At 63.7% G+C, this 18,942-nt stretch carries 16 protein-coding genes; 11 read left to right on the forward strand and 5 right to left on the reverse strand.

Annotated features, from left to right (window positions below; translation table 11 throughout):
* Positions 1 to 2,412, reverse strand: coding sequence for a ligase-associated DNA damage response DEXH box helicase (locus F4U94_RS07835; RefSeq protein WP_120251383.1), 2,412 nt, complete (start codon positions 2,410 to 2,412; stop codon positions 1 to 3).
* Between the two features lie 156 nt (positions 2,413 to 2,568).
* On the opposite strand from F4U94_RS07835, the gene F4U94_RS07840 reads away from it, so the two are divergent.
* The 3 genes from F4U94_RS07840 to F4U94_RS07850 all read left to right on the forward strand — a co-directional run bounded on the left by F4U94_RS07840 (position 2,569) and on the right by F4U94_RS07850 (position 5,208).
* On the forward strand, positions 2,569 to 2,766 hold the full coding sequence (locus F4U94_RS07840; protein ID WP_120251382.1) for a hypothetical protein: 198 nt from the start codon (positions 2,569 to 2,571) through the stop codon (positions 2,764 to 2,766).
* A gap of 141 nt (positions 2,767 to 2,907) precedes the next feature.
* Positions 2,908 to 4,257 (forward strand): cystathionine gamma-synthase family protein, encoded by a 1,350-nt coding sequence (locus F4U94_RS07845; protein ID WP_120251381.1) that lies wholly within the window; start codon positions 2,908 to 2,910, stop codon positions 4,255 to 4,257.
* Positions 4,258 to 4,260: 3 nt separating this feature from the next.
* Positions 4,261 to 5,208 carry a 2-hydroxyacid dehydrogenase gene (locus F4U94_RS07850; RefSeq protein WP_120251380.1) on the forward strand — a complete coding sequence of 316 codons (948 nt, stop codon included), beginning with the start codon at positions 4,261 to 4,263 and terminating at the stop codon, positions 5,206 to 5,208.
* A gap of 246 nt (positions 5,209 to 5,454) precedes the next feature.
* Here the strand turns inward: F4U94_RS07850 and F4U94_RS07855 are convergent, their stop codons facing one another.
* A complete protein-coding gene (locus F4U94_RS07855; protein ID WP_120251379.1) occupies positions 5,455 to 6,180 on the reverse strand; it encodes a hypothetical protein in 726 nt (241 codons plus the stop codon).
* A gap of 253 nt (positions 6,181 to 6,433) precedes the next feature.
* Between F4U94_RS07855 and F4U94_RS07860 the strand changes: the two genes are divergently transcribed.
* The 6 genes from F4U94_RS07860 (at position 6,434) to F4U94_RS07885 (ending at position 13,906) form a co-directional block, all read left to right on the forward strand.
* Positions 6,434 to 6,880 (forward strand): DUF3576 domain-containing protein, encoded by a 447-nt coding sequence (locus tag F4U94_RS07860; RefSeq protein ID WP_120251378.1) that lies wholly within the window; start codon positions 6,434 to 6,436, stop codon positions 6,878 to 6,880.
* A 100-nt stretch (positions 6,881 to 6,980) separates the two neighbouring features.
* Positions 6,981 to 9,509 (forward strand): leucine--tRNA ligase, encoded by a 2,529-nt coding sequence (gene leuS / locus F4U94_RS07865; protein ID WP_120251377.1) that lies wholly within the window; start codon positions 6,981 to 6,983, stop codon positions 9,507 to 9,509.
* 98 nt (positions 9,510 to 9,607) lie between these two features.
* Positions 9,608 to 10,108 (forward strand): LPS assembly lipoprotein LptE, encoded by a 501-nt coding sequence (gene lptE / locus F4U94_RS07870; RefSeq protein WP_120252250.1) that lies wholly within the window; start codon positions 9,608 to 9,610, stop codon positions 10,106 to 10,108.
* Positions 10,105 to 11,145 (forward strand): DNA polymerase III subunit delta, encoded by a 1,041-nt coding sequence (gene holA / locus F4U94_RS07875; protein ID WP_120251376.1) that lies wholly within the window; start codon positions 10,105 to 10,107, stop codon positions 11,143 to 11,145. Before lptE ends, holA begins: the two co-directional genes overlap by 4 nt.
* A gap of 61 nt (positions 11,146 to 11,206) precedes the next feature.
* Positions 11,207 to 11,608, forward strand: coding sequence for a peptide-methionine (R)-S-oxide reductase MsrB (msrB, locus tag F4U94_RS07880; protein ID WP_120251375.1), 402 nt, complete (start codon positions 11,207 to 11,209; stop codon positions 11,606 to 11,608).
* 183 nt (positions 11,609 to 11,791) lie between these two features.
* Positions 11,792 to 13,906 carry a transglycosylase domain-containing protein gene (locus F4U94_RS07885; RefSeq protein ID WP_120251374.1) on the forward strand — a complete coding sequence of 705 codons (2,115 nt, stop codon included), beginning with the start codon at positions 11,792 to 11,794 and terminating at the stop codon, positions 13,904 to 13,906.
* Positions 13,907 to 13,961: 55 nt separating this feature from the next.
* Here the strand turns inward: F4U94_RS07885 and F4U94_RS07890 are convergent, their stop codons facing one another.
* Positions 13,962 to 14,225, reverse strand: coding sequence for a hypothetical protein (locus F4U94_RS07890; protein WP_120252249.1), 264 nt, complete (start codon positions 14,223 to 14,225; stop codon positions 13,962 to 13,964).
* Between the two features lie 213 nt (positions 14,226 to 14,438).
* Entirely contained in the window at positions 14,439 to 15,446 is a 1,008-nt protein-coding gene (locus F4U94_RS07895) for an aspartyl protease family protein (RefSeq protein WP_120251373.1), read from the reverse strand.
* 266 nt (positions 15,447 to 15,712) lie between these two features.
* Between F4U94_RS07895 and rho the strand changes: the two genes are divergently transcribed.
* Positions 15,713 to 16,969, forward strand: coding sequence for a transcription termination factor Rho (gene rho, locus F4U94_RS07900; RefSeq protein WP_120251372.1), 1,257 nt, complete (start codon positions 15,713 to 15,715; stop codon positions 16,967 to 16,969).
* Positions 16,970 to 17,087: 118 nt separating this feature from the next.
* Positions 17,088 to 17,810: a YjbE family putative metal transport protein gene (locus tag F4U94_RS07905; protein WP_120251371.1), complete on the forward strand. Its 723-nt coding sequence runs from the start codon at positions 17,088 to 17,090 to the stop codon at positions 17,808 to 17,810.
* 18 nt (positions 17,811 to 17,828) lie between these two features.
* On the opposite strand, the gene F4U94_RS07910 is transcribed toward F4U94_RS07905, so the two are convergent.
* A complete protein-coding gene (locus F4U94_RS07910; protein WP_172598796.1) occupies positions 17,829 to 18,848 on the reverse strand; it encodes a phytanoyl-CoA dioxygenase family protein in 1,020 nt (339 codons plus the stop codon).
* Positions 18,849 to 18,942 lie beyond the last annotated feature (94 nt).

The raw sequence follows: 18,942 nt of genomic DNA on the forward strand, positions 1-18,942 counted from the left end.
TCAATCCACCCGCATCGCTTGCGCCACCAATGCCTCGGCCTCCATCAACAGCGCATCTTCGGCCGCCGTCTGCGCGACATGTTCTCGGCCGATCAGGATCAGCAGCGGCACGGCGAGCGGACTGACCCGGTCCAGGGTCACATGCAGCATCGTCTGGCTCGCCCGGTCGATCAGGTCGCCCAGCCGCCCGACATCGGTCATGCGGGCGCGCGCGTCCGCCCAGGCCGCCTTGAGCAGCAGATGGTCGGGCTGATATTTGCGCAGCACGTCGTAGATGAGGTCGGTCGAGAAGGTGACCTGCCGCCCGGTCTTGCGCTTGCCGGGATGCTGGCGCTCGATCAGGCCGGAAATCACCGCGACGTCGCGGAAGGCGCGCTTCAAAAGGCTCGACTGTTCGACCCAATCGACAAATTCATGGTCCAGAATATCGGCCGAGAAAAGACTGGCCGGGTCGGTGACGGGCTTTAGCCCATAGACCGCCAGCGCATAATCGTTGGACACGAAGCCGAGCGGCATCAGCCCCTGACTCTCCATTCGCCGGGTCAGCAACATGCCGAGCGACTGGTGCGCATTCCAGCCTTCGAAACTGTAGCAGATGAGGTAATGGCGCCCTTCATGGGGGAATGTCTCGATCAGGAGCTGGCCGGGCTGGGGCAGGGAGGAGCGTAGCTTTTGCATCTCCAGCCATTCGCGCACATCCTCGGGGAAGCGGTGCCAGGCACCGGGGTCGGCCAGAAACGCGCGGACCCGGTCGGCGAGGCGGGTGGACATGGCCATGCGGGTGCCGCCCCAGCTGGGGATCCGCGCCTGTTTCGATGTCGCGCGCACGGTCAGATCGGATGTATCCATCCGTACCACCTCCAGCGCCATGCCGGAGAAGAAGAAACTATCGCCGGGGCGCAACTGCGCGGCGAAGCCTTCTTCCACCGTGCCGAGCTTGCGCCCATTGGCGAAGCGCACGACCAGCGCGGGCTGATCGACGATGATGCCGGCGTTCAGGCGATGCTGCTGGATGAAGCGTGGATGGGAGACACGCCAAGTCCCATCGGCATCCTGCGTCAGCCGCTTGAACCGGTCATAGGCGCGCAATGCATAGCCGCCGCCCTCGATAAAATGCAGCACATGGTCGAAGGCTTCGCGGGTCAGCGCGCTATAGGGCGTGGCGGACTGCACCTCCGCGAGCAATTCCTCCGCGCGGAAAGGGCCGGCGCAGGCCAGACCCATCACATGCTGGGCCAGCACGTCCAGACTGCCGGGCCGAAAATCGTCCGCATCACGCTCGCCCGCCTCCACCGCGTCCAGAGCCGCGCGCGCCTCCAGATATTCGAAGCGGTTGCCGGGGATCAGGATCGCTTCGGATGCCATGTCGAGCCGATGATTGGCGCGCCCGATCCGCTGGAGCAGGCGCGAGCTGCCCTTGGGCGCCCCCATCTGAATGACGCAATCGACATTGCCCCAATCGACCCCAAGGTCGAGGCTGGCGGTCGCCACCAAGGCGCGCAGCTTGCCCGCCGCCATCGCCGATTCGACCTTGCGCCGCGCTTCGATCGACAGGCTGCCATGATGGATGGCGATCGGCAGATTGGCGTCGTTGACCGACCAGAGTTCCTGAAAGATGAGTTCGGCCAGGCCGCGCGTGTTGCAGAAGACGAGGGTCGTCTGCCGCGCCTCAATCTCCGCCATCACCTGTTTCGCGGCATATTTGCCGGAATGGCCGGACCAGGGCACGCGGCCTTCGGGAATCAGGATCGCGACATTGGGTTCCGCGCCCGCTTCGCCCATCACCGGCGTCACGGTATCGATATCGCCATCGGGTGCCAGCCAGGCCCGATAGGCGTCTACATCGGCGACCGTGGCGGACAGGGCGACGCGGCGCAGCGCGGGATTGATCGCCTGCAGACGCGCCATAGAGAGATTCAGCAGATCCCCGCGTTTTTGCGTGGCGAAGGCATGAACCTCATCGACGATCACCGTCTTCAGGTCCGAAAAAAGCAGGGCGGCGTCGGGATAGCTGAGCAGCAGCGAGAGCGATTCGGGCGTGGTCAGCAATATATGCGGCGGGCGGACGCGCTGCCGCGCCTTGCGATCGGATGGAGTGTCGCCAGTGCGCGTCTCAACGCTGATGGAGAGGCCCATGTCCTCGATCGGCGTCAGCAGGTTGCGCCGCACGTCGACCGCCAGCGCCTTCAGGGGCGAGACGTAGAGCGTGTGCAATCGATCGGTCGGGTTGCGGATCAGGTCGGCCAGACTGGGCAGGAAACCCGCCAGCGTCTTGCCAGCGCCGGTGGGGGCAACCAGCAGCGCATGGTCGCCACTCTCCCCCGCTGCCAGCATATCCATCTGGTGCCGGCGCGGGCGCCAGCCGCGCGCGGCGAACCAGCTTTCGATGATGGCGGGAAGGGCAGCTGGCATTCACTGGATGTAGGGTGCCTTATCCTTCCTGTCATCGTCCCTGCTTTGCCATGGCGTTGCGGCCATGTTAGATTGCGCGTCATCATTCCGGACCGCGCAACTCCCCACGGGATCAGGCGTATAGGGTTGTCGCGCAGCACGCCTTATGGAGAGATCATGACCGAGAAAATCAGCCCCCAAGCAGCGCCCGACATTTTTTTCGACATCTGGTTCATGCCGGCTGCTTTCTGGACCCAATGGTGGGGCTTTTATGCCCAGACGCTCAATGTCGGACGCTTCCTGCCGCCGCATGAGCCGCTCGGCGCGGACGGCGCGCCGGTGGATGTCGAGGTGGAGGAAGGGTTGGTCGCCTGAGGGGCGGTTGGTCCATGCGCGGAATAATCATATAGCGGCAGGAAATAATCTTACGCTCTTTCTCTGGCTCTTTGCCGGCGCCCTGCGTTACACTCCTGCCCATGACAGCGGCGCACAGACGCCGCCAGCAGGAGATATGATATGACCGGCGACACGCCCGATTTCACCCCCGATTTCAACGAAGCCGACCTGACCGGTGTGGAGGCCCCGCGCAACCGCCGCCGCCCCAAGGCCCCGATCATGGAGATTGACGGCCGCAAGCTGAAGCCCGCCACGCTGATGATGGGCCATGGCTATGACCCGACTCTGTCGGAAGGCTCGCTCAAGCCGCCGATCTTCCTCACCTCCACCTTCGCCTTCGAAAGCGCCGCTGCGGGCAAGCGCCATTTCGAAGGCGTGACCGGCATCCGTCCCGGTGGATCGGAAGGGCTGGTCTATTCGCGCTTCAACGGGCCGAATCAGGAAATTTGCGAGGATCGCCTGTCGGTATGGGAGGAGGCGGAGGATGCCTTGCTCTTTTCCAGCGGCATGTCGGCCATCGCCACCACCTTGCTGGCGCTGGTGCAGCCGGGCGACGTCATCGTGCATAGCGCGCCGCTTTATGCCGCGACCGAATCGCTGATCGGCCGGATCCTCGGCAAGTTCGGCGTGCAGTGGATCGACTTCCCCGCCGGCGCGACCGAGGATGAGATTGGCGCAGCGATCGAGAAGGCGAAGGGTCTGGGCCGCGTCGCTTTGCTCTATCTGGAAAGCCCGGCCAATCCGACCAATGTTCTGGTCGATCTGGAGGCGGTGGTCGCGCGGCGCGACTCACTGTTTTCTGGCGAGGAGCATGTCCCGCCGATCGCGATCGACAATACGTTTCTGGGGCCGCTGTGGCACAAGCCGATCGCCCATGGCGCGGACCTCGTCATCTACAGCCTCACCAAATATGCCGGCGGGCACAGCGATCTGGTCGCAGGCGGAGTGCTGGGTAGCAACGCGCTCATCAACAGCATTCGCCTGATGCGCAACACGATCGGCACCATCCTCGATCCCCATAGCGCCTGGATGCTGTTGCGGTCGCTGGAAACGCTGGAATTGCGGATGAGCCGGGCCGGCGAGAATGCGGAGAAGGTCTGCACCTGGTTGAAGGACCAGCCGCAGGTGGATAAGGTCGTCTATCTGGGCTTTCCGGAGACGGAGCGGCAGGCGGACATCTATCGCCGCCACTGCACCGGCGCGGGATCGACCTTCTCGCTTTACCTCAAGGGCGGGGAGGCGGAGGCCTTCGCTTTTCTCGACGCGCTCAAGATCGCCAAGCTGGCGGTGAGTCTCGGCGGGACCGAGACGCTGGCCAGCCATCCTGCCGCCATGACCCATTTGTCGGTGCCGGCGGAGCGCAAGAAAGCGCTGGCGATCGGCGACAATATGGTGCGCATCTCGATCGGCTGCGAGGATGCGGACGATCTGATCGCCGATTTCGCCCAGGCTTTGCGGCAGATCGGCTGAGTCATGACTCGTCCCCTGTTGTTGGTGGGCCAGCCTTTGCTGGCGCCACTGCTGCCGCTGTTGCGCACGGACCATGACGTCATCGCCCTGTGGGAATCGCCGGCACCCGACCAATTGCGCAAGGTCGATGCGCTGGTCTGGGCCGGCGAGTTTCCGCTCGGTCGCGACCTGGTGGACGCCATGCCCCGCCTGACCCTCATCGCCTGCTTCACCGTGGGCTATGACGGGGTGGACCTGCCCCTCGCCCGCGAGCGCGGGATCGCCGTGGCCCATGCCGGCAATGCCAATGCGGAGGATGTGGCCGACCATGCGATCGGCCTGATGTTGGCCCATCGCCGCTGGATCGTGGCGGGCGATCGCCACCTGCGCGCCGGCGCGTGGACGATCGAGAGCAAGATGCGAACCCGCTCGATGAACGGCGCGCGCCTGGGTATCGTGGGGATGGGCGCCATCGGCATCGCCGTGGCGGAACGCGCACAGGCGATGAAGATGAAGATCGGATGGTGGGGACCACGGCCCAAATCCGACCTGCCCTGGCCCAGGGCGGATGATGTCGCCGCGCTGGCACGGGACAGCGACATATTGCTGGTCGCGGCCCGCGCCGACGAGCGCAATCGCGGCATGATCGACGCCGCCATTCTGGACGCGTTGGGGCCGGATGGATTGTTGGTGAATGTCGCGCGCGGGCAGTTGGTGGATGAAAGCGCGCTGATTGCAGCATTACGGAGTGGACGTCTGGGAGGCGCGGCCCTCGACGTGTTCGATCCCGAACCGACCGATCCTGCGCGCTGGGCCGATCTGCCCAATGTGGTGCTGACCCCGCATACCGGCGGCGCTACGCATGAAGCGGTGGGACGGATGGCGGAGACATTGATGGCCAATCTGGCCGCCCATTTCGCCGGACTACCGCTGCCGTCGCCGGTTGCGGAGATGATATTGGAAAGAGGGTGAAGCTGCGGGTTTGGGAAAGGGTGAAAGCCCTTTCCCCTATCGACCTGCGACTATTTGCACCCGATTATCTTGCTGCATGAACGAACGAGATCGTCGTCCCGAACGAGGTTTCACCGATCCACGTGAAACAGCCGCCCTGGAGCATCGTCCGATGCAATCGAATCGGATGATGCTTCCGGAGGTTTTATTGTCCGAATTTTGCGAGCCGTCAGCTATGACAGCTGACTTCAAAATGCTCTAATCCGATCAGAATTTGAAGACCGTGCCCAGATAGACGGCCTGGCTGTCCTGGCGATCGTCGGTCATCGGGGTCAGGCGACCCGCCACGCTATTATTATAGCGCACACCGGCGGTAACGTTCAGGTTGCGCGTCAGCGAATAGGAGCTGGCCAGATCCAGCGAATAATCCTTGTCCGCCGAAGGATTGCGAACCGTCGCCGCCGCACCCGGCTCACGACGGGTTTCCAGCATCACCTTGGTGCTGAAACGATCCTTCTTGCCGTCATCCAGCGAGAAATTCTTCGCATCGACCATGGTCTGGACCGGCACGGGGTCCAGTGCCTTGCGACCGACGGCGTCGGGCAGGGCGAACTTGCGCCAGTTATGCGCACCGTTCAGGCTGAACGCGACCGGCTTGATATCGACCATGTCGATCGTGCGATTGACGGCAACGCGATCGTCACCCGCAGCCCGCACCATCACGGTAACCGAACGCTGGCCGCTGAGCGAACCGCTGGTCGGGGTAAAGCGGAAACCACGCTGATTCGCGGATGCAACGATCTTGGCATAAGCCGCAGCCAGGCGCGGATCCTTGATCGTGGGCGTAAAGGAGCCAATGCTGCCCAGCGAAGCAGGCGCTTCGGGACGCAGACGGGCCAGATCGGTCACGGCACCGATGGCGGGCGACAGCAGGAAGCCAGTCACGGCAATCGCCGCACCCGTTCCCAGCAAATGTCCCCTTTTCATAACCATGACCCGACTCTTGTTCCCACCCGATATATTTGACAACGCTTTACACCGCAAAAGCCTCCATTGGCTAGGGGCGGAAGGGCTTTTTGTCTGAGCTGTTGCACGGAATACACAGACTCCGGCGCCGTCGCGTGAACGCTACCATCGCAACCTGTCGCACTGGAGGGAAGGCTTCCCCACGCTAGCCCTTGCCCCATGGCGCACGGCCACTATAGAAGCGGGCAGTTTTTCGTCTTTTCTAGCTAGGACATGCCTGATGGTCCGCCGCCTTTCCGCCTCTGCAACCGCCGGCCTGCTGCTGGTCGCGATCCTGCCGCTTGCCGCCTGCGGTGGCGGTTCCAAGGATCGGCCCAAAGCCGACATCGCCGCGTCGAAGGTGACGACGATCGGCGTGAACGCCTATCTATGGCGCGCGTCGCTGGACACTTTGTCGTTCATGCCGATGGTGCAGACCGATTCGAACGGCGGCGTGATCGTCACCGACTGGTATGCCAATCCGAACACGCCCAATGAACGGATGAAGCTGACCGTGTCGATCCTGGACCAGGATCTGCGCGCCGACGCGCTGCGCGTTGCCGCCAGCCGCCAGGTCAATCAGGGCGGCCAGTGGGTCGATGCCCCGGTCGCCGCCGCCACCGTGCAGAAGCTGGAAGAGATCATCCTCACCAAGGCGCGCGACCTGCGCCGCACGGCGATCGGCTGACCTGAACCCTTTGCGGGCATGATAAATGCCCGATTTTTTCGAACCTTTCGGGCTGGGCTTTGCAATAGGCCCAGCCCGCCCGCATTTGTAAGGACATGACATGCAGAGGCGCTTCAACCCGCTGGAGGCCGACGCCCGCTGGCAGGCGACATGGGACAAGCAGCAAAGCTTCAAGGCGGACGACGCCTCGACCAAGCCGCGATCCTATGTGCTGGAGATGTTCCCCTATCCGTCGGGGCGCATCCATATCGGTCATGTCCGCAATTATTCGATGGGCGACGTGCTGGCGCGCTTCCGCCGGATGACCGGGCATGAAGTGCTGCATCCGATGGGCTGGGACGCCTTCGGCATGCCGGCCGAAAATGCGGCGATGGAAAAGAAGGTCCATCCGGGGTCGTGGACCCGCGACAATATCGCCAATATGCGCGCGCAGTTGAAGAAGCTGGGCTTCGCGATCGACTGGAGCCGCGAACTCGCCACCTGCGAGCCGGACTATTATGGCCATGAACAGGCGCTGTTCCTGGACATGCTGGAAGCGGGCCTGGTCTATCGCAAGGAGTCGGCGGTCAATTGGGATCCGGTCGACATGACCGTGCTGGCCAACGAGCAGGTGATCGACGGGCGCGGATGGCGTTCGGGCGCGCTGGTCGAAAAGCGCAAGCTGAGCCAGTGGTTCCTAAAGATCACGCAATTTGCCGACGACCTGCTGGAAGGGCTGAAGACGCTCGACCAGTGGCCGGACAAGGTTCGCACGATGCAGGAAAACTGGATCGGCAAGTCGGTCGGCCTGCAATTTCATTTCGAGCCGGTCGCGCCGTTCGACAGCCGGATCGAGGTCTATTCGACCCGGCCCGACACGATTTTCGGCGCCAGCTTCGTCGCGATCGCGGCGGACCATCCGGTCGCGCAGGCGGTAGCGGCAAACAATCCGGATGCGGTCGCCTTCATCGAAAAATGCAAGGAAGGCGGCACCACGGCGGCCGAACTGGAAACGGCGGAGAAGCTGGGCTTCGACACCGGCCTGACCGTCGCGCATCCCTTCGATCCCGAATGGCATCTGCCCGTCTTCATCGCCAACTTCGTGCTGATGGATTATGGCACCGGCGCCGTCATGGGCGTGCCCGCGCATGACCAGCGCGACCTGGACTTCGCGCGCAAATATATGCTGCCGGTCGAGCGTGTCGTCGCGCTGGAAGGGAAGGCCGACGCGCCGATCCACAACGAAGCCTATACCGGCCCCGGCAATCTGGTGAACAGCCGCTTCCTGGACGGCATGACCGTCGAGGATGCCAAGGCCGCGGTCATCGGCCGTGCCGAATCGGAAGGCTGGGGCGCGGGCAAGACCGTGTTCCGCCTGCGCGACTGGGGCGTGTCGCGCCAGCGTTATTGGGGCACACCGATCCCGGTCATCCATTGCGAAGACTGCGGCGCGGTGCCCGTGCCCAAGGCGCAGTTGCCGGTCGTGCTGCCCGACGATGTCAGCTTCGACATTCCGGGTAACCCGCTGGACCGTCATCCGACCTGGAAGCATGTCGATTGCCCGTCCTGCGGCAAGGCGGCGGTGCGCGAGACGGACACGCTGGATACGTTCGCCGATTCCAGCTGGTATTTCATCCGCTTCGCCAGCCAGCCGTCCGACAAGCCGTTCGATCGTGCCACGGTCGAGCAATGGCTGCCGGTCGGCCAATATATTGGCGGCGTGGAACATGCGATCCTGCATCTGCTCTACGCCCGTTTCTGGACCCGCGCGCTTCAACATATGGGGCAGCTGGACTTTGCCGAGCCCTTCACCGGCCTGTTCACGCAGGGCATGGTGACGCATGAGACGTATAGCCGCGAACAGGGCGAGGGGCTGCCCCCCGTCTATTTCGCGCCGGGCGAAATCACCCGCACGTCGGACGGCGCCACGCTGGTCGCGGACAATGCGCCGGTCGAAGTCGGCCGGGTCATCAAAATGTCCAAGTCGAAGAAGAATGTCGTCGATCCCGACGATATCATCGCCCAATATGGCGCGGACGCGGTGCGTTGGTTCATGCTGTCGGACAGCCCGCCGGAACGCGACCTGCCCTGGACCGAAGCCGGGATCGAAGGATCGTGGCGTTTCGTCAACCGCGTCTGGCGCCTGTTCGGCGAAGCCGATGCGTCGGCGCAAGGCGAAGACAAGGCGCTGGACCGCAAGCTGCATCAGACCGTCGATGGCATCGCCAAGGATATCGAGGCGCTGGGCTTCAACAAGGCCGTCGCCAAGATCTACGAACTGACCAACGCGATTGAGAAGGCCAAGCCGTCGGCATCGCGCACCGCCGCCATCCGCAGCCTGGCGCTGCTGGTCGCGCCGATGACGCCGCATCTGGCCGAAGAGGGCTGGGCGGAAATGGGCGGCGAGGGGCTGATCGCCGACGCCGCTTGGCCCACGGTCGATCCGGCGCTGCTGGTCGATGACGAGGTGACCATTGCCTGCCAGGTGATGGGCAAGCTGCGCGACACCATCACGGTGGCGAAGGATACGCCCAAGGACGAACTGGAAAAGCTGGCTTTGGCCGCGCCCAATGTCGTCCGTACGCTGGACGGCGTCACGCCTAAGAAGATCATCGTGGTGCCCGGTCGCCTGGTGAATATCGTGATCTGATAGACCCTGTTCGGATTGAGCCTGTCGAAGCCTTGTTCTTTTCCAAAGAGAAGAGCAGCCCTTCGACAAGCTCAGGGCGAACGGTTATGGAGTTTGGCATGAAGCGCATCCTGCCCCTTATCGCCCTGCCTTTGCTCCTCACCGCCTGCGGGTTGCGCCCCGTCTATGGCGGGGGTGGGCATGGGCCGGTGGCGCAGGCGCTGGGCAATGTCACGGTCGAACCGATCGAGGGCAAGGCCGGCTGGCTGATGCGCAATGCGCTCAACGATCGACTCGCCGCCATGCAGGGCGGGTCCGGCCCGCATTATAAGCTGGTGGTGAAGCTGGACGACAATATCGCCGGTTTCGGCCTGCGTGCCGACGCCGCCATCACGCGCGAGCGCCGTACGCTCCGGGCGCGCTATCAACTGGTCGACGAAAGCACCGGCGCGCAGTTGCTGGACGACACCGCCGGATCGGACGCGGGTATCGACGTCACCTCCAGCGAATATGCCACGATCGCGGCCGAAGATACGGCGCTGGAACGGCTGTCGCAGACGGTGGCGGACCAGATCATCACGCGTCTGGCAATGTATTCGCGCAAGGCCGCCAATCCTTGAAAGCCAATCGCGGCCAGATCGAACGGGCGCTGGACGCGGCCGGTCAGACATCGGCTGCCGACACCCGTTTCTTCCTGCTCTACGGCCCCGATGAGGCGGGCAGCCAGTCGCTGGCCAAGCGGCTGGAGCGGGCGATGGGGCCGCAGGCCGAACGCATCGACCTGGACGGCGCGACGCTGAAGGACGATCCTGCACGCCTTGCGGACGAAGCCGCCGCCTTCTCCATGTTCGGTGACAAGCGCTGGATTCGCGTCAACGGCATGGGCGAGGAATCGGTGCCGGCATTGACCGCCCTGCTGGAGGCGGAGGCCGCCGGCAATCCGGTGATCGCGGTGGCCGGCGCGCTCAAGGCGACATCGAAGCTGGTCAAGCTGGCGCTGGAGCATAAGGCCGTCATGGCGTGTATCTCCTACCAACCCGACGCGCGCGAATCGGAACAGATCGCCATCGGCATCGCCCGCGACGGCGGGTTGCGCCTGTCGACCGAATTGGCCCGGCGCATCGTGTCGCTGGCCAATGGCGATCGGGCGCTGATGAACGGCGAGATCGAAAAGCTGATCCTCTATCTGGATGCCGCGCCGGATCGCCCGCGCGAAGCGACCGCAGAGGCGCTCGATGCGCTATCGGCCGATAATCCCGATACGGAGGTCGCGCCTCTGGTCAACGCCGTGTTGGGCGGCGACCTGAAGGCCATGCACCGCGAACTGAGCAGCCTGAGCGAAACCGGCACGGCCATGGCCGCCGTCATCCGCCCGCTGCTGGGCCGCGCGATGCTGATCGCCAATATCCGCACCGATTTCGACGCCAGCGGTCGGCTGGAGGGTGCGGTCGATGCAGCGGGCAAGGCGGTCTTCTGGAAGGAAAAGGGGCTGGTCACGCGCCAGGTGCGGACATGGGATGCGCCAGGCATCGCCCGCGTCATCCAGCGCCTGCTGGACGCCGAACGCGCCACCCGGTCGGGCCGTGGCACCGGCGACCTGCTGGTCCGTCACGAATTGCTGGCGATCGCGCGGCAGGCGGCACGAGAGCGGGCCTGACCTCCCACAGTTACCTGAACCTGGACTTGAACCACCTGTCCTACAGCGCCATATTGCGTCCATGGACAAGCTGACCCTGAGCGAAGCCGAATGGCGCGACCGCCTTTCCCCCGAACAATATCATGTGCTGCGCGAAGCGGGCACCGAACGGGCCTTCACCGGCAAATATAACAGCAACAAGGCCGACGGCGTCTATTATTGCGCCGGCTGCGGCACCGAATTGTTCGATGCCGAGGAAAAATATGACAGCGGGTCGGGCTGGCCCAGCTTCACCGCCCCGGTCGATATCGACGCGGTCGAGGAGATTCGCGACGCCAGCCATGGCATGATCCGCACCGAAGTGCGCTGCGCCACCTGCGAAGGCCATCTGGGCCATGTCTTCCCCGACGGTCCCGGCGTCAATGGCCTGCGTTATTGCATGAACAGCGCCGGCCTCGCCTTCAAGCCGCGCGACGAGGCGTGATTACGGCCAGTGTCGGCGCGGCCTGCGCATCCATTCCCCGCCGCCTGCATCATGACTGCATAAGTGCCGTTCATCCCCGGTAAAGCGCCACTCCCCATGGACGGCGCGACGGTCTTTTTCCGCGCCGGTTGCATGATTTGCGCTGGCCGGGGCCGGGATTAGCGCGTATCCGAGGCGGCACAAATGGCAGGATCTAGCAAGAGCAAGGGCGCGCCGCGTGGCCGCGCGAAGACATGGGCGTTGCGCGGGCTGAAGATCGGCCTTGCTGCGGCGGTCGCGGGATTTTTGGCACTCGTGATCGCGGTGGTGATCGCGATGCAGTCGCTGCCCGACTATGACAGTCTGAAATCCTCCCCCAACGGACAGATGATCCGCGTCCATGCCGCCGACGGCAGCGTGATCGTGTCGCTTGGGCCGAGTTTCGGCCAATGGTTGAGCTACGACCAGATTCCCGAAGTGATGGTCGATGCCATGGTTTCGACCGAGGATCGGCGCTTCTATCTGCATCCCGGTGTCGATCCGATCGGCATGGCGCGCGCCGCCTGGGTCGCGGTGGAACGGCGCGGTACCGGCCGCCGCTGGCAGGGCGCTTCCACCATCACCCAGCAGGTGACGCGCAACATCTTCCTCAACAACAGCTATAGTTTCGGCCGCAAGATCCGCGAAATGGTGCTGGCGCTGGCGCTGGAGCGCAAATTCTCCAAGCGGCAGATCCTCGAACTTTACCTCAACAAGGTCTATTTCGGCGGCGGCGCCTATGGCATCGATGCGGCGAGCCGGAAATTCTTCGGCCATCCCGCCACATCGCTCGACCTGCCCGAAGCGGCGATCATCGCCGGTCTGGTGAAGGCGCCGTCCAGCTATTCCCCCACCGCCGACGCCGATGCCGCGATCGGCCGCGCCGGCGTGGTGCTGGACCTGATGCAGGAAAATGACGCCATTTCCGCATCGCAGCGCGCCGGCGCCGACCTTTCCAGCGTGAAGATGGCGCCCGAGCCGCCGCAAAACAGCGTGCGCTACTTCACCGACTGGGCGCTGCCGCAACTCGACCTGTTGATCGACGAGCCGAACGAGCCACTGGAAGTCTATACCACCATCGACCTTGGCATGCAGAATGCCGCGACGTCCGCGATCAAGGCCAATGTGCCGGGCGGCACGCAGGGCGCGCTGGTCAGCCTGGACCGCGATGGCGCGGTGCGGGCGATGGTCGGCGGCCTGGACTATGTGACGTCCAACTATAATCGCGCGACCACCGCGACGCGCCAGCCGGGGTCCGCCTGGAAGATCTTCGTCTATATGGCGGCGCTGGAGGCGGGCTATACGCCCGACACGGGCGTCACCGACGAGCCGGTGACGATCAACGGGTGGAGCCCGCGCAACGCCAATGGGCGCTTTGCCGGCGACATCGACGTGCGCACCGCCTTTGCCTATTCGATCAATACGGTCGCGGCGAAGCTGGGCGTGGAGGTCGGTTTCCCGACCGTGGCCGACATGGCGCGCCGCTTTGGCGTCACGACGCCGGTCAACACCCATCCCTCGATGGTGTTGGGCACGTCGGACGTGCGCTTGATCGACATGACCCGCGCTGCTGCGTCGATCGCGCGCAAGGGGATTGCGGTGACGCCCTATGGCATCACCAAGGTGACGACGGCCGACGGCCGGATGCTCTACCAGCATCAGGATGATACCAGCCGCGTATTGGTCGCCCCCTGGGTGGCCGCCGGCATGACCGACCTGATGCAGACGGCGGTCAGCACCGGCACCGGCAAGGCGGCGCAGATCGGTCGCCCGGTGGCGGGCAAGACCGGCACGACGTCCAGCAACAAGGACGGTTATTTCCTGGGCTTTTCCAGTGGCATCACCACCGGCGTCTGGATGGGTCGCGACGATGCCAAGACTGTAGGCGGCCTACAGGGCGGCCGAGCACCTGCACGGGCCTTTGCCGACTATATGAAGGTGGCCGTGTCGAAGCGTCCCGTGGAGCAGTTCGAGACGCAGGTCACGCTGCCCGAATGGCAGCTGGAGCCGGATGACGAGGCCTATTATGGCAGTCCGGACAATGGATCGAGCGGTGTGGACAGCGGCATGATGGTCGATGAAAACGGCCTGCCGGTCCAGCAGCGTCAGCGGCCTGCGCCGTCCGGTGATGAAGGGGACGATCAGCAGTTGGAGGTCGATCCCGACGATCGTCCGCAGCCGCCGCGTATCGACCAGCAATGGATCGACAATGTGCTGGGCCGCGATCGTCAGCGGCAGCAACAGCAGCAGCCTACCACCCGGCCTTCCTCCAATCCCTGATCGGCCCGGCTTGACCGATAGGGAAGGGGATGGAAAGCCGGGCCTGCGCAGTGCATCAACGACGGGCCAGCTGAACGACGGGGGCATTGTGGCTGATGGCCAGACCATCCTGCGCCCATTCGCTCTTCGAGCGACACTGCGTCACCGGGATGATCGAACCGGTCAGGGTTTCGCGGAAGCAATAGCGATCGGTGGAGGCGTCATAGGTCACCTTGGCGCCGCCGAAACGGCCTTCCGGCTGTGCAAAAGCAGGCGTAGCAGCGGCCGAAACGGCAACGGTGGCAGCGACTATGGCGGCGGCGAAAGCGATGGTCTTCATGGTCTTGGTCCTTCCCTGAAATGTCTGCGATGATCCGTCATGGGTCATGCCAACGACATTGCAGGGGGCGTGCCAGTTTCAGAAAAGCCACGAAAATCTAGGGTTTCGGCTTGCTCTGTCCCTGCCAATTGTGAAATATTTACAATTATTCGGTGAAAAATCCCGATTAGTAAGGATCCGTTCATCCTAATGATCGGAGGGCATGGATGATCGTCAGCCTTTCGCCTTGTCATTGATTGCCCAGCGCGTCGGCTCCGCTGCACTGGAATCGGGCAACAGGAAGTCCACCTTCCCACGGCCGAAGTCGATCGCCACCCGATCGAACACCCTGAGCGCACTGATCCCCAGCAGCAGCGCCGGCTTGTCCTGAAGACCCAGTTCCGCGAAGGGGCTGGCATCGGCGAACAGGACCGGCACCTCGATCAGGTTGACCCGGCCCATCCGCACGCCCTTGATCCGCCCGACCTGCCCGGTCAGTGTCCCGCCCGTCACGCTGGTCAGCGTCGCCTCCAGCATCGCGGGCGCGCGCTTCTTCGCCAGCAGCTTGTCGCGCAGCGCAAGATTGCCGATGCTGAATACGCTGCCTGTATCCAGCATGATGTTGACCCGCATCCCATTCACTTCGGAATCCAGCAAGATCAACTGGCCGCGCTTGCGCCGCGCCTCCACCACGATCGTGTCGGGATCGACCGCCAGCCGCCGATTGCTGTTGCTGCTCGCAATTTCCATTCGCCCGGTGCGGAAATTCAGCGTCACCCGCTTGGCATGCAGACTGTCCAGCCCCAGCAGACCCGCCGCGCCCAGATTCTCGCCCTCCAGAACCGGTGCTTCGATATCGTCGATCGTGCCCGCGCCAAAACCCAATCGCGGGATCGCGACCGTCTGCGCCTGCGACCGGCCGGTCATGCTGAGGATCGTGACATGGGCGCGCGGCGCCAACGCCAGCCGCTGCGCCAGATCGCGCGCGATCACGGTCCGCTGCGACCCGGTGTCGATGATGAAGTTCCACGGTCCCTTGCCGTCGATCGAAATGGGAATGGTGACACGATCGTCCAGCGGCGGGCCGGTTTGCACGATGGTCGGTGGTATATCAGGGTCAAGGGCGGTAGCCGGGGCGGGCGCTACCCCATCTTGCGCGGCGCGGATCGGCCCCCCGATCGTCAAGCCGACGCCGAGTAGAGCCACCAAGGAGACAGCCAGGAAAACCGGGCGCCGTCCCATATCCTCATCCTTCCATTTTATATCCTTCTTATATCATGGAAGGCCATCGTCGCGCCAGCGCCACCACCCGGCCCGCATCGGGGCATAAAAGGCGATTTTCCGCTGCTGCCAGCGATTGTCCTAGCTTGACTTGATGCCCCTGCGATCGTTAAACGCCAGACATTCCTTCCCGCCCGTCCGGAGCGGGGCTCGACCGGCATCCAGTCCGGTTCCAATCCTTCCTTTTCCGGCCCTTAGATCACCCTCTCTCCATCGGACCGATTCGCATGCATCTCAAGGATCTTAAAAAGACCATTCCAGCCGACCTCGTCACCATGGCGGAGGAATTGGGCGTCGAAAGCGCGTCGACGCTGCGCAAGCAGGATCTGATGTTCGCGATCCTCAAGGCCGAGGCGGAAAATGGCGAGCAGATCATGGGCGAGGGCACGATCGAAGTGCTGCCGGACGGCTTCGGCTTTCTGCGCAGCCCGGAAGCCAATTTCCTGGCCGGCCCCGACGACATTTATGTGTCGCCCAATCAGGTCCGCAAATTCGGCCTGCGCACCGGCGACACGGTCGAAGGCGAAATCCGCGCGCCCAAGGATGGCGAGCGTTATTTCGCACTGACCAAGCTGACCACCGTCAATTTCGACGATCCCGATGTCGTGCGCCATCGCGTCAATTTTGATAACCTGACGCCGCTCTATCCCGAACAGAAGCTGACGCTGGATCCGGGCGACCCGACCCAGAAGGACAAGTCGGCCCGCGTCATCGATATCGTTTCGCCGCAGGGCAAGGGGCAGCGTACGCTGATCGTCGCGCCGCCCCGCGTCGGCAAGACGGTGATGCTCCAGAATATCGCCAAGGCGATCACCGACAATCATCCCGAAGTCTTCCTGATCGTCCTGCTGATCGACGAGCGCCCGGAAGAAGTTACCGACATGCAGCGCAGCGTGAAGGGTGAGGTCGTTTCCTCCACCTTCGACGAGCCGGCGACCCGCCACGTCCAGGTTGCCGAAATGGTGATCGAAAAGGCCAAGCGCCTGGTCGAGCATAAGAAGGATGTCGTCATCCTGCTCGACTCAATCACGCGCCTCGGCCGCGCCTACAACACCGTGGTGCCTTCGTCGGGCAAGGTGCTGACCGGCGGCGTGGACGCGAACGCGCTCCAGCGTCCCAAGCGCTTCTTCGGTGCCGCGCGTAACATCGAGGAGGGCGGCTCGCTTTCCATCATCGCTACCGCGCTGATCGACACCGGCAGCCGCATGGACGAAGTCATTTTCGAAGAATTCAAGGGCACCGGTAACTCGGAAATCGTGCTGGACCGCAAGGTCGCGGACAAGCGCATCTTCCCGGCGCTGGATGTCGGCAAGTCCGGCACCCGCAAGGAAGAGCTGCTGGTCGAGAAGGGTACGCTCAGCAAGATGTGGGTGCTTCGCCGCATCCTCATGCAGATGGGCACGATCGACGCGATGGAATTCCTGCTCGACAAGATGAAGGATTCCAAGACCAACGAGAATTTCTTCGACTCGATGAACCAGTAAGCGTTGGGGCGATTGCACCGATCGCCACATCGACGCATCCGATATTTTGCCGTCAGAGCCGGGCCATGTATATGGTCCGGCTTTCTTCTTAGCTTCAAGTCAGGGACGTCAGGCCGCCATGTTCGACCTTCTCGCCACCGCCGCTTCGGCTGCTCAGGGGATCGGCTCACCTGCCGATATCTGGCAGCATATCGTCAATGATTTCAGTAATATCACTTCGCCATCCGCGCTGTCGGCCTTCGTTCAGGTGCTGATGATCGACGTACTGTTGGCGGGCGACAATGCCATCGTCGTCGGTGCGCTCGCGGCGGGCCTGCCGGCCGCCCAGCGCAAGAAGGTGATCCTGATCGGCATCATCGCCGCATTGGTGCTGCGCATCGCCTTCGCGCTGGTGGTCAGCCAGTTGATGCAGATTGTCGGCCTGATCCTGGCCGGCGGCTTGCTGCTGCTGTGGGTCAGCTGGAAGATGTGGCGCGAACTGCATCCGGCGCGTGGCGCGGACACGCCCGACGATCCGAGCGACGATGATGTGTCAGGCCTGCGCCCGGCCAAGAGCTTCGCCGCCGCCGCCTGGGCCGTCGCGGTCGCCGACGTGTCGATGAGCCTGGACAATGTGCTGGCGGTCGCCGGCGCGGCGCGGGATCATCCCGGCATCCTGATGATCGGCCTGGTCCTGTCGGTCGCCCTGATGGGCATCGCCGCCAATGTCATCGCCCATTATATCGAGCGCTTCCGCTGGATCGCCTATGTCGGCCTTGCCGTGATTCTCTATGTCGCGGTGAAGATGATCTATGATGGCTTCGTCGACCAGCAGGTCGGCATATTGACGCTGTTCAGCTGACGACAGGCCGGCGGGCGTTCACTCGTCCGCCGGCCCCTTATGCCCCACGGGGCGCCATGGCTGGGGCGCTATCCTGGCCGCCTTGTCCCCCAGCCACCAGCGCAGGGGGATGCGCCGCTCGGCTATGCCGGGCAGGCTCCAGACATCCCAACCGGTCAGCGGCCGAAACGGATTGCGCCGCCCATAGGCCCATAATTCGATCCGCGTTGCCGGCACGCTCGCCTGGGTACGGGCATGAAAGCCGAACGTCTCGGCAATCAGCAGCGTATTGGCCGGCACCGCAAAACGGGTCGGCGCGGGCAGGCCCAGCGCGGCCAGTTCCGATTCATCGACCCGAAAGGATCCGCGCGCGGACAGGCGGCATGTTCCGTCCCGCACCGCCAGGCTGCGTTCCCTTTCCCAGGCGATGCGCTGCGGCGTCAACCGGTGCGATCCCCGCACATAGGCGAAGGGGCCGCTTTCCATCGGCACATCCTCCAGAAACAGCCATGCCTTCATGTTCGGATAGAAAGTATCCGAATGGAACTGCGTTTGCGGGTCGGGCGGCGCATCATGGCGGCGGGGGAGAATGGACTGGATGTAGAGAAGCGGTTCGATATCGAAGCTGGCGACATAGCGGGATAGCCCGCGCCAGCGGCGATCTTGTTGAAAATCGGCAAAGGCGGGAATGGCCTGACGCGCTACGCCGTCAAGTGCCAGGCGGCGCGTGACCGCATCCCCCTGAACCGTCTCGCGTGCCGGGCCACGATAGGCCAATATCTGCTGTTGCAGCGCGGCGAAAACCGCGTCCGGCAGGAAGTTGCGGATCTCCACCACGCCATCGCGATCGAATGCCGCCCGGTCAGCCGGATCGACCGCCCCCGCCAACCCCGCGCGGCGTCGATCCGACATCGCATGGGCCAGGCGAAGGCGTGCGACATGCAGACCCCAATGGTTGAGCCGAGACGAACCGATCAGCGGATTGTCGACAAAGGATTTGGCGCCAGTCAGCAACTGGGCGCACCAAATGGGGGCGAAAAAAGGGGCCATGGCACGCATCAAGGGGGTAGATGCCATGGACTTGTAAGGACGTCGAGGCGAATATTGCTTTGATTTGCAATTGCAGCAACTTGTCGGAAAAGGCGCGATGAGG

Source organism: Sphingobium limneticum, assembly GCF_008710155.1.
Taxonomy (GTDB): Bacteria; Pseudomonadota; Alphaproteobacteria; order Sphingomonadales; family Sphingomonadaceae; genus Sphingobium; species Sphingobium limneticum.

Bases quoted from the DNA above. Each gene is read 5' to 3' on its own strand.
- F4U94_RS07890 (WP_120252249.1), bottom strand. From the start codon at position 14,225: ATGAAGACCATCGCTTTCGCCGCCGCCATAGTCGCTGCCACCGTTGCC.
- F4U94_RS07910 (WP_172598796.1), bottom strand. From the start codon at position 18,848: ATGCGTGCCATGGCCCCTTTTTTCGCCCCCATTTGGTGCGCCCAGTTG.
- F4U94_RS07845 (WP_120251381.1), top strand. From the start codon at position 2,908: ATGACCGGCGACACGCCCGATTTCACCCCCGATTTCAACGAAGCCGAC.
- leuS (WP_120251377.1), top strand. From the start codon at position 6,981: ATGCAGAGGCGCTTCAACCCGCTGGAGGCCGACGCCCGCTGGCAGGCG.
- F4U94_RS07895 (WP_120251373.1), bottom strand. From the start codon at position 15,446: ATGGGACGGCGCCCGGTTTTCCTGGCTGTCTCCTTGGTGGCTCTACTC.
- F4U94_RS07835 (WP_120251383.1), bottom strand. From the start codon at position 2,412: ATGCCAGCTGCCCTTCCCGCCATCATCGAAAGCTGGTTCGCCGCGCGC.
- lptE (WP_120252250.1), top strand. From the start codon at position 9,608: ATGAAGCGCATCCTGCCCCTTATCGCCCTGCCTTTGCTCCTCACCGCC.
- F4U94_RS07860 (WP_120251378.1), top strand. From the start codon at position 6,434: ATGGTCCGCCGCCTTTCCGCCTCTGCAACCGCCGGCCTGCTGCTGGTC.
- msrB (WP_120251375.1), top strand. From the start codon at position 11,207: ATGGACAAGCTGACCCTGAGCGAAGCCGAATGGCGCGACCGCCTTTCC.
- F4U94_RS07885 (WP_120251374.1), top strand. From the start codon at position 11,792: ATGGCAGGATCTAGCAAGAGCAAGGGCGCGCCGCGTGGCCGCGCGAAG.
- F4U94_RS07840 (WP_120251382.1), top strand. From the start codon at position 2,569: ATGACCGAGAAAATCAGCCCCCAAGCAGCGCCCGACATTTTTTTCGAC.
- rho (WP_120251372.1), top strand. From the start codon at position 15,713: ATGCATCTCAAGGATCTTAAAAAGACCATTCCAGCCGACCTCGTCACC.
- F4U94_RS07855 (WP_120251379.1), bottom strand. From the start codon at position 6,180: ATGGTTATGAAAAGGGGACATTTGCTGGGAACGGGTGCGGCGATTGCC.
- F4U94_RS07850 (WP_120251380.1), top strand. From the start codon at position 4,261: ATGACTCGTCCCCTGTTGTTGGTGGGCCAGCCTTTGCTGGCGCCACTG.
- F4U94_RS07905 (WP_120251371.1), top strand. From the start codon at position 17,088: ATGTTCGACCTTCTCGCCACCGCCGCTTCGGCTGCTCAGGGGATCGGC.